13 protein-coding genes are annotated in these 16,064 nt (G+C 31.5%); 10 read left to right on the forward strand and 3 right to left on the reverse strand.

Going from position 1 to position 16,064, the window contains the following annotated elements:
- Positions 1-5: 5 nt before the first annotated feature.
- The 3 genes from KCTC32516_RS04325 to KCTC32516_RS04335 are packed head-to-tail and all read right to left on the reverse strand — an operon-like array spanning position 6 to position 2,448.
- A complete protein-coding gene (locus KCTC32516_RS04325) occupies positions 6-362 on the reverse strand; it encodes an SdpI family protein (protein WP_301402227.1) in 357 nt (118 codons plus the stop codon).
- Between the two features lie 5 nt (positions 363-367).
- A complete protein-coding gene (locus KCTC32516_RS04330) occupies positions 368-1,234 on the reverse strand; it encodes an acyl-CoA thioesterase (protein ID WP_301402229.1) in 867 nt (288 codons plus the stop codon).
- Between the two features lie 35 nt (positions 1,235-1,269).
- Positions 1,270-2,448, reverse strand: coding sequence for a peptidogalycan biosysnthesis protein (locus KCTC32516_RS04335; RefSeq protein ID WP_301402231.1), 1,179 nt, complete (start codon positions 2,446-2,448; stop codon positions 1,270-1,272).
- Positions 2,449-2,577: 129 nt separating this feature from the next.
- Here KCTC32516_RS04335 and KCTC32516_RS04340 point away from each other — a divergent pair, with 129 nt between their 5' ends.
- From KCTC32516_RS04340 to KCTC32516_RS04385, 10 genes are all read left to right on the forward strand, one after another.
- Entirely contained in the window at positions 2,578-3,210 is a 633-nt protein-coding gene (locus KCTC32516_RS04340) for a Crp/Fnr family transcriptional regulator (protein WP_301402232.1), read from the forward strand.
- Between the two features lie 43 nt (positions 3,211-3,253).
- Positions 3,254-3,841: a class I SAM-dependent methyltransferase gene (locus KCTC32516_RS04345; protein WP_301402234.1), complete on the forward strand. Its 588-nt coding sequence runs from the start codon at positions 3,254-3,256 to the stop codon at positions 3,839-3,841.
- Between the two features lie 109 nt (positions 3,842-3,950).
- Positions 3,951-5,261: a TolC family protein gene (locus KCTC32516_RS04350; protein ID WP_301402236.1), complete on the forward strand. Its 1,311-nt coding sequence runs from the start codon at positions 3,951-3,953 to the stop codon at positions 5,259-5,261.
- 37 nt (positions 5,262-5,298) lie between these two features.
- Positions 5,299-6,420: an efflux RND transporter periplasmic adaptor subunit gene (locus KCTC32516_RS04355; protein WP_301402237.1), complete on the forward strand. Its 1,122-nt coding sequence runs from the start codon at positions 5,299-5,301 to the stop codon at positions 6,418-6,420.
- 102 nt (positions 6,421-6,522) lie between these two features.
- Positions 6,523-9,717 carry an efflux RND transporter permease subunit gene (locus tag KCTC32516_RS04360; protein WP_301402238.1) on the forward strand — a complete coding sequence of 1,065 codons (3,195 nt, stop codon included), beginning with the start codon at positions 6,523-6,525 and terminating at the stop codon, positions 9,715-9,717.
- Positions 9,717-10,019 (forward strand): hypothetical protein, encoded by a 303-nt coding sequence (locus KCTC32516_RS04365; RefSeq protein ID WP_301402240.1) that lies wholly within the window; start codon positions 9,717-9,719, stop codon positions 10,017-10,019. Before KCTC32516_RS04360 ends, KCTC32516_RS04365 begins: the two co-directional genes overlap by 1 nt.
- A gap of 18 nt (positions 10,020-10,037) precedes the next feature.
- Complete coding sequence (locus KCTC32516_RS04370) at positions 10,038-10,247, forward strand: YgaP family membrane protein (protein ID WP_301402242.1); 210 nt, start codon at positions 10,038-10,040, stop codon at positions 10,245-10,247.
- Positions 10,248-10,439: 192 nt separating this feature from the next.
- Positions 10,440-11,552 (forward strand): efflux RND transporter periplasmic adaptor subunit, encoded by a 1,113-nt coding sequence (locus KCTC32516_RS04375; RefSeq protein ID WP_301402243.1) that lies wholly within the window; start codon positions 10,440-10,442, stop codon positions 11,550-11,552.
- Positions 11,553-11,555: 3 nt separating this feature from the next.
- Positions 11,556-14,753 (forward strand): efflux RND transporter permease subunit, encoded by a 3,198-nt coding sequence (locus tag KCTC32516_RS04380; RefSeq protein WP_301402244.1) that lies wholly within the window; start codon positions 11,556-11,558, stop codon positions 14,751-14,753.
- Complete coding sequence (locus KCTC32516_RS04385; protein WP_301402245.1) at positions 14,743-16,059, forward strand: TolC family protein; 1,317 nt, start codon at positions 14,743-14,745, stop codon at positions 16,057-16,059. The genes KCTC32516_RS04380 and KCTC32516_RS04385 overlap by 11 nt, the downstream gene beginning before the upstream one ends.
- Positions 16,060-16,064 lie beyond the last annotated feature (5 nt).

The raw sequence follows: 16,064 nt of genomic DNA on the forward strand, positions 1-16,064 counted from the left end.
GTCTGTTATTTTTTAACCTTCAATCTTTTTCCATCAGCATCAAAGTTTTTCGCCAATATTTGTTCTGTTTTAATAACAGAAACGGCCAACGTTAGCAGTAAAAAAACCATTGGTTGCCATGTAATTTCTACAGAAAAGAGAAACACAAAAAGGACCGAAAGCGCAAAAGAAATTGCGGCGTATTTAAGCAATGTTTTGTTAAAAAAAGTATTGGTAAAATGCCAAATTTCTTCATTTTTCATTGATTTGTTTGTTCTATATCCATAAAAGTTATTTATTTTTTTTGGTGGGAAAAAATAAAACACAATGCTAAAGAAAAGCAATAAACCATTGACAGAAATTACATAAATATACGGATTCATAAGTATTATTTTTTGACGGGTCTAATTAAACCTTCTTGTGCAACAGAAGCAATTAAATCTCCTTTTCTAGAATAAATATTTCCTCTTGCAAAACCTCTTGCACCAAAAGCAGTTGGAGATTCTGTTTTGTACAACATCCAATCATCTAAATCAAACTCTCTAAAAAACCACATAGAATGATCTAAACTTGCTATTTGTGTATTCCCATAATTTGCTTTGCTAGCATTTGGGTATAGGGTTGCGTTTAAAATATTATAATCAGAAATGTACGTAAGTATTTGTTGTTTTAATGCAATACTTAAATCGGTTGTTTTTCCTTTTACCCTAAACCAAACATCCAAGAAAGGAGGCAGGTCTTTTAAATCTAAAGGATTTACAATAAAAGTGGGTTTAAATTCTATCGGACGCTCTATTTCTAAAAAAGATTTCATTTTTTTTGGTAAAAAATCACCAAATTGTTCAAGCATATCGCTCCAACTTAACAATTCTTCTGGATGTTTGATGTTGCTTTCTAATGCTTGTTGATGTTCGTATCCGTCTTCTTTTTTATGAAAAGAAGCAGACAGTATAAATATGGTTTTATCTTTTTGTTTAGCGGTAACTCTTCTGGTAGAAAAACTACCACCATTTCTCATGTTATTTACGATGTATGTAATCGGAATTTCTAAATTACCCGCTTCTAAAAAATAAGCGTGTAAAGAGTGTAATACACGGTGATTAGAAACACTGTTATTAGCAGCGCTTAATGCTTGTGCCAAAACCTGTCCGCCAAAAACATTTGGGCTTCCAATGGTTTCGCTAACACCAACATATTGGTTTTCTGCTTTTTTTTCTAGGGTAAGTACTGCAATTAAATCTTCGATAGAGTTCATAAAATGATTTCAATTTATCACAAAGATAAACAGATTTACTGGGTTAAAGTTTTAGATTTAAAAGGATTTTGCTGCTTAAACGGTTTGGTTTCTATATAGCTTAAAAAATGCTTTATAAATTTGTTTGTTATCGATTTTTTATGACGGACATAACAGGTTAAACCTTGCGGAACTGCCCCAATTGATGTTTTAATTTCGCTTGCTGTTCTTCCAAAATTAATTACTTTTAATTGTTGATGTATCGCTATTTGAACATAATCATACAACATGCGTTGGTAAATGGCCAACTCTTTATTTACAGCATAATCGATGCCAACAAAATGCGCATCTAAAGCATCGTTATTTATTAAACCAGACATAAAACCAACAAGTTTATTGTGATACCAATAGGTTTTTAAAATATAATTCTCCCCTAAGTTTTTTTTTAAAGACAGATAGGTTTCTAGATTAAATTCGCCCAAATTAAATTCGGCTTTATCAGAAACAGTTTTGTATAATTTGGTGATTTCTGGCAACAATGTTTTAATGTTTTCTATAGAACTATCTTTTACAACCAAATCGTTACTTAACTTTAACGCTCGTTTTGCTTTTACTCGAAATTTGGTTTTCATTGCGTCTAAATAAGCATCAAAAGTGCTCCAGTTTTTATCTAAATAGAGCGCCATATTTGGTTCTACATTAAACGAATAATAATTTAAATCGTGCAGTTCATCAGTAATAAATAACGATTCTTTTATAAAATCTTTGATTAAATAAATCGAAATATTTGTTGTTGTTATTTGTGAAGAAATGGCTTTTGCGATGTTTTTTATCACCTCTTGTTTGTTCTGATTTTCTTTGATAAAAATACCGTGCTCTCCACTTACAAAAACATTTCCGCAGACTAATAGTTTTATTGGTTTTAACTTCGGAAAAAGCCCCAACCGCCTTCCGAAACACTTTAATTGATAAAAATTTTTGTTTAAAGAACTTTCAATTCTATCTAAAGGAAAATCAATAATTTGAATGCTCGCAAAAGCAATTGATTGCTTCTCTTTATTAATTAATACTAAGTAAGAAAAAGTAACCTGAGGATTGTTTTCTTCTAAAGAAATTAAATAATCTGGATGAAAATACACATTGCTGGTACACTGTAATTCGCGCCAAATATATTGAGGAATCTCTGTTACTGAAGAGAAAAAAATGGCGGTATTCGTTTTTTTGTAAAAATTCAAATTGCTTAGGTAATTTAACATCCGAAAAATACGAAAAGAAAAGCAACCATATAAAACAACAGAACAATCTTTTGTTAATTAAAAAAAGACAGTAATTTAATCGTATTTTTATCCACCTAAATAAAAACAATGCAGTCAGATTTTAATTTTAATTACGGACATCTTTTTGAAGAAGAATTATCAAAAGAAATTCTTTCTGTTGGTGAATATAAAAAAGTAGCTGAAGGAACAGAATTGATTGATATCGGAAGTAAAATAGAATTTATGCCGCTTATTATAAATGGCGCAATTAAAATTTTAAGAGAAGATGAAAAAGGAGATGAATTAGTGTTGTATTTTATTGAACAAGGAGACACTTGCGCCATGACAATTACATGTTGTTTAGGACAATCAAAAAGTAAAATTAGAGCTGTTGCAGAAGTAGAAACGGAATTGATAATGATTCCTGTTCAGAAAATTAGCGAATGGATGAACACGTATCAAACTTGGCAAAATTTTATCTTACAAAGCTATCATGAACGAATGCAAGAATTACTAGAGGCAATTGATACGATTGCTTTTTTAAATATGGACAAACGTCTGCTAAAATATTTAAAAGACAAAGCGATGATAAATAGAAATGAAGTAATTCAGGTTACACATAAAGAAATCGCAAATGACTTGTACACCTCTAGAGTTGTGATTTCTCGTTTGTTAAAATCCTTAGAAATAAAAGGGAAAATACAATTAAACAGAAATCAAATAAAGGTTTTAAGCCTTTAAATTTTATATTAGAACTACACGGACGTTTTAAAAATGAGGAGTAATGAATTTCAATGAAATTTTTTGGGAAAATAAATATAAAGCAAACAAAATTGGTTGGGATTTAGGTGAAATTTCTCCGCCTTTAAAAGCTTATATAGATCAATTAACAAACAAGAATTTAAAAATATTAATTCCCGGTGGAGGAAACTCGCATGAAGCAGTTTACCTTTTTAAAAAAGGGTTTAAAAATGTTTTCGTGGTTGATCTCTCAAAAATTCCGTTAGAAAACATACAAAAAAGAATTCCTGATTTCCCACCAGAACAATTAATTCACGGTAATTTTTTTGATTTAAACAATCATTTTGATTTAATTTTAGAGCAAACATTTTTTTGTGCAATTGATCCGAATTTAAGATCAAACTACGCTGTAAAAATGAAAGAATTACTTCTCGAAAACGGAAAATTAGTAGGCCTGCTTTTTGATGCAAAATTAAATGATGACCATCCACCTTTTGGAGGCTCAAAAGAAGAATATCTTAATTATTTTAAGCCTCATTTCGATATTCTTACGACAGAAAACTGTTATAATTCTATTCAGAGTAGAGTTGGAATGGAACTTTTTTTTATTGTTCAAAAAAAAAATACTTAAAGCTTGTTCCTTTTTTTGTTTATTAATAGAACCGTTTTTTGAAAGTAACCTATGTTACCAAGAAATCTTTAAATAGCGTTTATTTTTGCGTCATCAAATAGAAATAACGATGCGTAAAAGGTTTTATATATTAATAATTGTTTTTGTAGCAGTTCAGTTTCAGATGAACGGACAAGAAACAGTTTCAATTACAAAAAAAGAAGTGCTAAATAGCATTTTAAAAAAGAATTTAACCCTAAAAATTTCTGAACAAAAATTTAACAAATCAAAAGCAGACTACCTTCAAACAAATGCTGTTTTTTTACCAACAATAACTGCAAGTTATACGGGTATTTCTACTACAAACCCTTTAATGGCTTTTGGGTCTAAATTAAATCAAGAAATTTTAACGGCAGCAGATTTTAACCCTGCTTTGTTAAACAATCCATCACAAACTCAAAATTTTGGGACAAAGATTGAAATTAAACAACCTTTAATTAATCTTGATGGATTTTATCAACGAAAAGCAGCAAAATCTAAAATGCAAGCAACTTCTTTACAAACAGAACGAACTGTAGAGTATTTGGCGCTAGAGGTAGAAAAAGCGTACATGCAATTACAGTTAGCATATAAAGCCGTTGAGGTTTTAGAAAAAGCCTTAGAAACTGCAAAAGAGAATGAAAAAATAGCAGAAAATAACTTTAAACAAGGCTATTTACAGCAAGCAGATATATTAACAATAAAAGTACGAGTAACTGAAATAAAAGGTCAGTTACAAACCGCTAAAAGTACTGTGTTAAACGCCTCTAATTACTTGTCTTTTTTAATGGATGACGACACTTCTGTAATTTACAAATCAACAGATGATTTAAGTGTTACTTCAATAAACAATACCAATATAAATGTATCGGAAAACAGAGCAGATATTAAAGCAATGCAACTAGCTTCGGATGCTTATATGGCGATGAATAAAGCAGATAAAATGACTTTTTTACCTCGCTTAAATGCTTTTGGAAGTTATGAGTTATACGACAATAAATTATTTCAAGGAAGTGCAAATGGGTATATGATTGGCGCACAATTAAGTTGGAATATTTTTGAAGGTTCTAAACGTTTTGGGAAAACACAAAAAAGCAAAGCAGCTTTTGAGCAATCTAAATTAGAATACAAACAATATGTTTCTAAAAGTAATTTAGAATTAAACAAAGCCAAGCGTCAGTTAATAGACGCAAAAAACCAATTAGAGTTAACCAATTTGTCTGTGAAACAATCCAAAGAATCTTTGAGAATTAGAAAAAACAGATTTAAAGAAGGTTTAGAAAAAACTACCGATTTATTAATGGCAGAAACGCTATATGCACAAAAACAATTAGCGTATTATCAAACAATATATCAATACAATTATACCCAAGCATATTTAGCATTTCTTACTAAAAAATAGTTTCAGAATTCAGCAATAAAAAAATAAACCAAAGAAAATGAAAAAACAGTTATACTTATTAATCTTTACTACAGCATCATTATTTTTAACAAGTTGTGGTAGTGATGATAAAAAAGAACCAGTAAATAACTCACCAAGCATACAGGTAAAAGTAGCGAAAGTAGCTACGAATGATACCAACCCGTTTTTAACTGTGAGTGGAAAAATTCAAGCAGTAAAAAGTGCAGATCTTGGTACAAGAATGATGGGGAATGTTGATAAGGTGTACGTTAATGTAGGTGATAAAGTTAGTAAAGGACAATTACTAATTTCTATAAACAATGCAGATTTAGAAGCTAAAAAAGCGCAGGTAACGGCCAGTATTACACAAGCAAAAGTTGCTTTTATAAATGCAGAAAAAAACTACAAACGTTTTCAGAATTTATATGAAAGTAAAAGTATCAGCCAAAAAGAAATGGATGATGTGACCGCGAATTATCAGGTTACAAAAGCTGGATTAGAAGCCGCAAATCAAATGAGAAATGAAGTGGATGCACAGTTTGCATACAGCAATATTACAGCTCCTTTTACCGGAGTTATTACTAGTAAAAATATTGAAAACGGTGATATGGCAACACCAGGAAAGCCTCTAATTAGTCTAGAAAATCCTAACGATTTTGAAGTAATGGCAATGGTTCCTGAGACAGAAATTTCTGAAATTAAAAAAGGAATTAAAGTGCGTGTCTTGGTAAAATCTATTAACAGAGCAATTGCAGGAAAAGTTTCAGAGGTTAGTTCTTCAGCAAAAAATACTGGTGGTCAATATTTAGTAAAAATCAATGTACAAAAAACCAATGCTCCTATTTTATCTGGAATGTTTGCTACGGTTGAGTTTCCAACAGAAAGAAAAGCAACTTCTAACATGGTATTGTTGCCTAAAGAAGCAATTATTACAAACGGACAATTATCGGGTGTTTACACAACAAGTCAAAGTAACACTGCTGTTTTACGTTGGTTGCGCTTGGGGAAAACCTATGGAAATCAAGTTGAGGTTTTATCTGGATTAAAACCTGGAGAAACCTATATCATTTCTGCGGAAGGAAGATTGTTTAACGGAGTTAAAATAATCCCATCCTCAATCCTTCCCAAAGGGAAGGAAGCTACTTCGAAAAAAAAATAAACGGAACAGCTTTTAAAAGATAGCAGGGATATAAAAATAATATTAACTAAAAAATAACCCATAACAATTCCCTTTCCTTTGGAAAGGGTTAGGGATAGGAAAATGAAAGAAGGTTTAGCCGGAAAAATAGCAAAAATCTTTATTGGATCAAAACTTACAGTGCTTTTAATGATTGTTTTTATGGTTGTTGGTGTATATGCTTCGTTTTTAATCCCAAGAGAAGAAGAACCACAAATTGATGTGCCCATGGCAGATATTTTTGTGGGTTATCCGGGTGCAAGTCCAAAAGAAGTGGAGTCTAGAGTTGTAAAACCTTTAGAAAAATTGATTTCGAATATTAAAGGAGTTGAGTACGTGTATTCTACTTCTATGGATGAAAAAGCAATGGTAATTGTGCAGTTTTATGTGGGCGAAGATATTGAGCGTTCGTTTGTAAAATTATACAACGAAATTAACAAACATATGGATCAAATGCCAAAAGGAGTTACGTTTCCTTTGGTAAAAACACGCGCTATTGATGATGTACCGATGTTGGGTTTAACGCTGTGGAGCAAAAACTACAGTGATTATCAGTTAAGTCAGATAGCACAAGAATTAGAAAACGAAATCAAAAAAGTAAATGATGTTTCTATCACACATAAAATTGGTGGAAGAAATCGTCAATTACGAGTGGTTTTAGACAAAGATAAATTGGCTGCAAGCGGATTAGATTTCTTGTCGGTTTCTGAAATGATAAAAGCCAATAATACGCAATTAAGTTCTGGGAGTTTTGATAAAAATGATACAGAATTTTTAGTAACAACTGGTACATTTTTGTCTTCTGCAACAGATGTTGAAAACTTAGTGGTAGGTGTACAACAAAAGCGTCCCATTTATTTAAAACAAATTGCCACGATTATTGATGGTCCAGAAATACCACAAAATTATGTGTCTTTAGGTTTTGGAAAAGCGAGTGAGAAATCGCAAACGTACAAATCTGAATATCCTGCGGTTACGATTTCTGTAGCCAAAAGAAAAGGAGCAGATGCTATGAAAATTGCGGAGTTAATTATTGATAAAGTAAATCATTTAAAAACCACTTTAATTCCAAATGATGTTCATGTAGAAATTACAAGAAATTATGGCGAAACAGCATCACATAAAGTGTCAGAATTATTGTGGCATTTAATCGGATCTATTTTTGCAGTTACACTTGTTGTCATGTTGGCAATGGGTTGGCGTGGTGGTTTGGTTGTGTTTTTATCGGTACCAATTACCTTTGCTTTGACCTTGTTGAGTTATTACATGTTAGATTACACATTGAACAGAATTACGCTTTTTGCGTTGGTTTTTGTAACCGGAATTGTGGTAGATGACTCAATTATTATTGCAGAAAATATGCACAGGCATTTTAAAATGAAACGCCTGCCTTTTAAACAAGCAGCTCTTTATGCCATAAACGAAGTTGGGAACCCAACAATTTTAGCAACATTTACCGTAATTGCTTCTGTTTTACCGATGGCCTTTGTTTCTGGATTAATGGGGCCTTATATGGCACCAATGCCAATTGGAGCATCTATTGCGATGATCTTATCATTATTCGTAGCTTTAACAATTACACCTTATTTAGGATATATTTTCTTAAGAGAAAAAGATAAAAAGGGCGCTGTTGAAAAACCAGAAAAACCTTTAGAAGAAACCTTTATTTACAAGTTATACAGTAAATTTGAAAGTCCGTTGTTAGAGAACAAAACAAAAAAATGGGTTTTTCTTGGAGGAACTTTTATGCTTTTAATGGCGACAATGATCTTGTTTTTCACAAAATCTGTAGCGGTAAAAATGTTGCCTTTTGATAATAAAAACGAGTTTCAAATTGTCATAGATATGCCAGAAGGCACAACGTTAGAACGTACTGCTGTTGTTACACAAGAGATTGGTCAGTTTTTATCGACAAGAGCAGAAGTGGTAAATTATCAAAACTATGTTGGTACTTCTGCGCCTATTACTTTTAACGGCTTGGTGCGTCATTACGATTTACGAGGCGGAAGTAATATGGCAGACATTCAAGTAAATTTAATTGATAAAGAAGAACGTAAAATTCAGAGTCACGGAATTGCAAAATTATTTAGACCCGAAATTCAGAAAATAGCAAAGAAATACAATGCCAATGTAAAGCTGGTGGAAGTTCCCCCAGGACCGCCAGTTTTATCAACCATTGTTGCCGAGGTTTATGGACCAGATTATAAAACACAAATTGATATTGCAAATCAAATTCAACATATTCTAAAAAACACGAACGATGTGGTTGATGTAGATTGGATGGTAGAAGGAGATCAAAAAGAGTATCAATTTAACATCAACAAAGAAAAAGCAATGTTGTATGGTATTGCTCCGCAACAAATTGCTTACACGATGAATATGGCGCTATCAAACAAAGCGATTACCACGCTGTATGATGAAAATGCTGTAAGTCAAGTAGGTTTGGTGTTGTCTTTAGACGAAAAAGAAAAATCGACGATTAGTGATATTTCTCAATTAAAAATAAAATCGAAACAAGGAACTCTGATTCCGATTGCAGATTTAGTTGAAATTAAAGAAACGACGGCAGCAAAAAGTATTTTTCGTAAAAATCAAAAACGTGTTGTATATGTTACGGCAGATATGGCAGGAGAATTAGAAAGTCCGGCATATGCAATTTTAGGAATGGGAGAGAAGTTAAAAGAAATTAAACTTCCAGAAGGCTATCAACTAAATGAAATGTATTTAGGTCAGCCAGATTTTGAAGATAATTACACGGTAAAGTGGGATGGAGAATGGCAAATTACTTTAGAAGTTTTTAGAGATTTAGGAATCGCTTTTTTAGGTGCTATTATCTTGATTTATATTTTGATTGTGGGCTGGTTTCAAAACTTTAAAGCACCCATTGTGATGATGGTTGCCATTCCGCTATCCTTAATCGGTATTATTTTAGGTCACTGGATAATGGGCGCATTTTTTACAGCAACATCTTTTATTGGAATGATTGCCTTGGCTGGAATTATGGTTCGAAACTCGGTTTTATTAATTGATTTTATCAACTTAAGATTGGCAGAAGGAATTCCGCTTAAACAAGCCGCATTAGAAGCAGGAGCAGTAAGAACAACGCCAATTTTATTAACAGCAGGAACGGTTGTAATAGGCGCATTTGTGATTTTATTTGATCCTATTTTTCAAGGATTGGCAATCTCTTTAATGGGTGGAACAATTGTTTCAACCGTATTAACATTGTTGGTTGTGCCTTTAGTGTATTACATGATAGAAAATAAAAATTATAAATAATGAAATTAGTAATCGTAACAGCAGTAGAAGAATTTCAAAAAGATGTTTTGAGGCTCTTTCAAAAAGCAAATATTGAAAATTTGAGTACTACTCAGATTAATGGCCTTAAGAATATTCCTACAGAAATAGCCTCTAATTGGTTTTCGGCAGGAAAAACAGCTAATGAGTCAACGTTGTTTTTCTCTTTTACAGATGATGAACAGATTGCTACTTTATTCAATTTAATTGAAGAATTTAATAAGAGTATGGAAACAGATAATCCGCTAAAAGCGGTTGTTGTCCCTATAGAAAAATTTATATAAACTTAAAAAAGAACAAAAATGTTAAACAAATATTTTAGAATTATTGTTGGTGTAATGGTATTGTTAAGCGTTGTGCTAACTGTTTACGTAAGTCAAAACTGGCTTTGGTTTACCGTATTTATTGGGGTTAATTTAATTCAGTCTGCTTTTACAAAATGGTGCTTATTAGAGACTATTCTTGTAAAATTAGGAGTAAAAAAAGAAAGCGAAAGCTGTAATATAGGTTAAGAACCATATTTAAAACAATAAAAAAAGTCGCTTAAAAGCGGCTTTTTTAGCGAATAAACAATTTCGTTTTTAACGAATCTTTAACTAAACACTAAAAAGTTGCAGCAGCAACTAACAGTATTTTTGCGAAAGGAAATCTAAAGAAACCAAAACAATTTTAGATTAACGTTACAGACATTATAACGAATTAGCATGAGAAAAATTATTCTTTCAGTACTGGGTTTATTACTAATTATTTCTGCCTTTTTATTGGCTAAAAACATTGTTGACAACAAACAAAAACCAAAACCTAAGTATAGCAAAACTAAAAAAACCGTTTTTGTAGAAAAAGTAATAAATAAAGAAATTCCAATTGTAATTAAAGCAAGTGGTAATCTAGTTGCTAAAAATAAAATCGAATTATTTTCTGAAGTTCAAGGGGTGTTACATACAACTCAAAAAGAATTTAAGCCTGGAGTTAACTTTTTAAAAGCCGAAACACTTTTAAACATAAATAGTGATGAGTTTTATGCAAGTTTGCAATCCCAAAAAAGCAATTTAATTAATAGCATAACAGCAATAATGCCAGATATTCGATTAGATTTCCCAAAAGAATTTAACAAATGGCAATCCTATTTAAACAAGTTCGATGTAAATAAAACAACGTCAGAACTTCCTGTTTTTTCTTCTGATAAAGAAAAATATTTTGTTTCTGGAAAAGGAATAAGAACCAACTACTTTAATGTAAAAAACTTAGAAGTAAAACTAAAAAAGTATAGTATTAAAGCTCCTTATAGCGGAATCTTAACAGAGGCTTTTGTAACAGACGGAACATTGGTTAGAGCAGGACAGAAATTAGGCGAATTTATAGATCCGTCAATCTTTGAAATGGAGGTTTCTATAAAGGCTGCTTTTGCTGATTTGCTTAAAATAGGCAATACAGTTTCTTTAACAAACTTAACAAGAACTAAGGCATATAAAGGAAGAGTTCTTCGTGTAAATGGAAAAGTTGATTTAGCCTCTCAAACAGTTAAAGTATTTATAGAAGTTGCACATAAAGATTTAAAAGACGGAATGTATTTAGAGGCAAACATTGTCGCAAAATCAGAAAAAAATGCGGTTGAAATTCCTAGAAAACTATTGGTAAATAACAATAGTGTTTACACGGTAAAAGACAGTGTTTTAATCCTTAAAATGGTGAATCCCGTATATTTTAATGCAGAAACGGTAGTGGTTAAAGGCTTACTAAATAACACCTCGGTTTTAATACAATCTGTTCCTGGGGCATTTGATGGAATGGTTGTTAAGGTTCAAAAAAAGCATTAAAAGATGAGAAAAATTATTACTTATTTTATAAAGTTTCCTGTCGCAGTAAACGTATTTATTCTTGCACTCGTTGCTTTTGGTATTATTGGTGTATTAGGAATGAAGTCTTCCTTTTTTCCCTTAGTAGATTCACAATTAATCAGTATTAACCTTACCTACCCAGGTGCTTCTCCTGAAGAAATTGAAGAAGGAGTGGTCTTAAAAATTGAAGATAATTTAAAAGGAATTGTTGGGGTAGAAAGAGTAACCTCTGTCTCTAGAGAGAACTCTGCAACAGTGAATGTAGAGGTTGAAAAAGGGAAAAATATTGATATTGTTTTATCGGATGTGAAAAATGCTGTAGATAGAGTACCGTCTTTTCCATCAGGAATGGAGCCGCCTGTAATTGCAAAAGTAGAAAGCATAAGACCCACCATAAGTTTTACAATTAGTGGAGAAGGGTTGTCTTTAAAATCCTTAAAGGACTATGCAAGAACAGTTGAAAACGACCTAAGAAGTTTAGATGGTATTTCACAAGTTTCATTATCTGGTTTTCCTGCAGAAGAAATAGAAATTTCTGTTAGAGAAAACGATTTAAGAGCGTATAAATTATCTATTGCAGAAGTAACAAATGCGGTTAGAAACACCAACCTTTTAATTACGGGAGGAAACATAAAAACACCTGAAGAGGATTATTTAATTAGAGCAAGAAACAGGTCATATTATGGTGTAGAATTGCAAAATTTAATAGTAAGAACAACCAAAACAGGAAATATTATTCGCTTAAAAGATATCGCAGAAGTTAAAGATTCTTGGTCAGAAAACCCCGATAGACTTTATTATAACGGAAGTGTTGCAATCAATGTGACTGTTAGCAATACCAATAACGAAGATTTATTATCGTCTGCAGAAAAAATCAAAGATTACATCCATAAATTTAATCAACAAAATAGCAATGTAACTTTAAATATATCTAGCGATGCTTCAATTACATTAAACCAAAGAACTCAATTGTTGGTAGAAAATGGAATTTTTGGAATTCTTTTAGTGCTGTTTTTCTTAGCACTATTTTTAAATGTAAGATTGGCCTTTTGGGTAGCATTTGGTTTGCCAATTTCCTTTTTAGGAATGTTTATTTTTGCGGCACAATTAGGAGTAACGATAAATGTATTATCGCTTTTCGGAATGATTATCGTTATCGGTATTTTAGTGGATGATGGAATTGTCATTGGAGAAAACATTTATCATCATTATTACGACAAAGGAAAATCTAAAATTCAAGCTGCAATTGATGGAACGATGGAAGTTATTCCTCCAATTGTATCGGCTATTTTAACAACCCTTATTGCATTTTCAACCTTTTATTTTGTGGATGGAAGAATTGGAAGCTTCTTCGGAGAAGTTTCTACAATTGTTTTATTAACCTTAACGGTATCATTAATTGAGGCTTTAATTATTTTACCTGCTCACGTTGCTCATTCAAAAGCGCTTTCTAGAAAAAACGAAGAATTAGGGATTGTAAAAAAACAAAATAAAATAGAAGCCTTTTTTAGAAATGCAAACAAAAAAGCAGACGGATTATTAGTACATGTTAGAGACAATTATTACTTGCCTTTTTTGCGCTTTTCTTTAAAGCATAAACTGTTTGCATTTGCCATTCCTATCGCATTGTTGATTTTTAGTTTTGGTGCAATTGGAGGAGGAGTCGTAAAAACATCTTTTTTCCCATCAGTTGCAAGTGATCGAATTCAGGTGACATTAAAAATGCCACAAGGAACGAACGATAAAATCACAGATTCTATTATTTCTGTTATAGAAAACAAAGTTTGGTTAGTAAGTGAAGAATTCACAAAAAAACAAACAGGAAATGTTAGCGTTGTAGAAAACGTAATTAAAAGAGTTGGTCCAGGAACAGCAAATGCAACATTAACAATTAATTTGTTGCCAGGAGAATCTAGAGAATTTTCATCTCCAGAAATTACAAATGCAATTAGAGAAAAAGTAGGAAAAGTTTACAGTGCAGAAAGTCTCACTTTTGGCTCAGGCGGAAATTTTGGAGGAAGTCCAGTTGCTGTTTCACTGCTTGGAAATAACATTTCTGAGTTAAAAGCAGCAAAAGAACTGTTAAAAGCTGAACTAGAAAAAAATGCTTTGTTAAAAGATATTTCTGATAATGACCCTGCGGGAATAAAAGAAGTTCGAATCAAACTAAAAGACAATGCATATTTGTTAGGATTAAATTTGCAATCGGTAATGAGTCAAATACGGTTTGCTTTTTTTGGATCGCAAGCACAGCGTTTTCAAAGAGGTCAAGATGAAATAAAAGTTTGGGTTCGTTACAACAAAAAAGATAGGTCTTCTATTAAGAATTTAGACGATATGCGAATAGTAACGCCCACAAACGAGCAAGTTCCTTTTTCTGAAATTGCAACCTATGAAATTGAACGTGGAGATATTGCAATTAATCACTTAAGCGGTAAAAGAGAAATTCAAATCACTGCAGATATGAAAACTCCTGGAGAAAGCGCAACGGATATTTTAGAAGATATTAAAGTGCGAATTATGCCAGAAATTATTTCTAAATATGCTACGGTAACACCATTATATGAAGGGCAAAATAGGGAAGCAAAAAAAACAATAGATTCTGTAAAAATTGTAGGACCAATTATTTTAATCTTAATTTATATTGTTATTGCTTTTACGTTTAGATCTTATAGCCAACCAATTTTATTAATTCTTTTGATTCCTTTTAGTATGATCGGAGTTGTTTGGGGACATTATTTTCACAACTTTTCTATTGGTATTTTATCTTGGTTAGGAATTATTGCTTTAATCGGAATTATGGTCAACGATGGTTTGGTTCTCATCGGTAAATTTAACACCTATCTAAAAGAAGGAATGAAATATGAAGAAGCATTAATTCAGGCAGGAAAATCTCGTTTTAGAGCCATTGTTTTAACTTCTTTAACAACCGTTGCTGGTTTAGCACCATTGTTATTAGAAAAAAGTAGACAAGCACAATTTTTAAAACCAATGGCAATTTCTATTTCTTATGGTATTGCTATTGCAACTATTTTAACACTGGTTTTATTGCCGTTATTATTATCTGTTTCTAACAAGGTAAAAGTATTTATAAAATGGTTAAAAACAGGAGAAAGAGTAACTTCTGAAGAAGTAGAAAGAGCCATTATCGAATCTAAATTTGAGCATGATGAAGAATAATATATATATAATCATTCTAGTTGCTTTGCTTTCTTTTCAAGCAAAAGCACAGCAAATTTTAACCAAAAAAGAAGCGTTAAAAATTACATTAGAAAATAACTACGGAATTAAAATTGCCAACAATAATGTTGCAATTGCCAACAATAATAAAAAGGTTTTAAATTCTAAGTATTTACCAACAGTTTCTGCTTCTTCTGGAGCAAATTATAGAAGAGACAATCAAAAGATTACAAGACAAGATAATACGGTAACAGAAGTTAATGGAGCTGTAACGAAGTCCTACAACGCTTCTTTAAATGTAAATTATACGATTTTTGATGGTTTGGGCAGAAAATACAACTATGACCAATTAAAAGAAACGTATAATTTATCAGAATTACAAGCACGAGAAACAATAGAAAACACTTATTTACACTTATTTACACTGTATTTTCAAATAGCCAGGTTATCAGAAAACAACAACAATCTAAAAGAAACTTTAAATATTTCGAAGCAACGTTTAAAAAGAGCAAAATACAAATATCAATTCGGTCAATCTACAAAGTTAGAATTGTTAAATGCTGAGGTTGATGTAAATAATGATAGCATTGCATTCATCAATTCTAAACAACAATATTTAAATGCAAAAAGAAGTTTAAATATTGTGTTGGGTCAACAAAAAGAAATCAATTATGATGTAGAAACGGAAGTTACTTTTAATCAAATCTTAAATTTTGACGCATTGTTAAACAAAGCAAAATCGAATAATGTTTTATTAAAAAAGACAGAGAAAAATCTTGCAATTAGTGAGTTTAATATCAAAATAAACAAAGCAAGTTATTTACCCAAAGTTGGGTTGTCAACTTCTTACGGATGGAATAACAGTAAGAACCCTGCAACATCTTTTTTAGCCGAATCTAACTCTAACGGATTAAATGCAGGACTAAATCTTACTTGGAATATTTTTGACGGTGGAAGTACAAAAACAAGAGTTGCCAATTCTAAAATTGCATTAGAAAATCAACAAATATTATTGCAACAACAAAACGAAACTTTAGAAAATAATTTAAAAAACACATGGTCTTTATACAACAACAAGCTGTTTGTTTTAAAAGCACAACAACAAAATGTAGTTTCGAGTCAAAATAACTTTGACAGAACTAAAGAACGTTACAACTTAGGACAAGTAACTTCCATCGAATTTAGACAAGCACAAATCAATTTAATTAATAGTAAAACAGCATACAACAACACAACATATGATGCTAAATTGATTGAATTAGAATTATTACAATTAACAGGAGATTTGCTAAATACAGAAATTTAGCAGCA

Origin of the sequence: Polaribacter huanghezhanensis, from assembly GCF_030444335.1 — a bacterium.
GTDB classification, from domain to species: Bacteria; Bacteroidota; Bacteroidia; order Flavobacteriales; family Flavobacteriaceae; genus Polaribacter; species Polaribacter huanghezhanensis.

Bases quoted from the DNA above. Each gene is read 5' to 3' on its own strand.
- KCTC32516_RS04345 (WP_301402234.1), top strand. From the start codon at position 3,254: ATGAATTTCAATGAAATTTTTTGGGAAAATAAATATAAAGCAAACAAA.
- KCTC32516_RS04355 (WP_301402237.1), top strand. From the start codon at position 5,299: ATGAAAAAACAGTTATACTTATTAATCTTTACTACAGCATCATTATTT.
- KCTC32516_RS04365 (WP_301402240.1), top strand. From the start codon at position 9,717: ATGAAATTAGTAATCGTAACAGCAGTAGAAGAATTTCAAAAAGATGTT.
- KCTC32516_RS04330 (WP_301402229.1), bottom strand. From the start codon at position 1,234: ATGAACTCTATCGAAGATTTAATTGCAGTACTTACCCTAGAAAAAAAA.
- KCTC32516_RS04340 (WP_301402232.1), top strand. From the start codon at position 2,578: ATGCAGTCAGATTTTAATTTTAATTACGGACATCTTTTTGAAGAAGAA.
- KCTC32516_RS04360 (WP_301402238.1), top strand. From the start codon at position 6,523: ATGAAAGAAGGTTTAGCCGGAAAAATAGCAAAAATCTTTATTGGATCA.
- KCTC32516_RS04380 (WP_301402244.1), top strand. From the start codon at position 11,556: ATGAGAAAAATTATTACTTATTTTATAAAGTTTCCTGTCGCAGTAAAC.
- KCTC32516_RS04350 (WP_301402236.1), top strand. From the start codon at position 3,951: ATGCGTAAAAGGTTTTATATATTAATAATTGTTTTTGTAGCAGTTCAG.
- KCTC32516_RS04375 (WP_301402243.1), top strand. From the start codon at position 10,440: ATGAGAAAAATTATTCTTTCAGTACTGGGTTTATTACTAATTATTTCT.
- KCTC32516_RS04325 (WP_301402227.1), bottom strand. From the start codon at position 362: ATGAATCCGTATATTTATGTAATTTCTGTCAATGGTTTATTGCTTTTC.
- KCTC32516_RS04385 (WP_301402245.1), top strand. From the start codon at position 14,743: ATGAAGAATAATATATATATAATCATTCTAGTTGCTTTGCTTTCTTTT.
- KCTC32516_RS04370 (WP_301402242.1), top strand. From the start codon at position 10,038: ATGTTAAACAAATATTTTAGAATTATTGTTGGTGTAATGGTATTGTTA.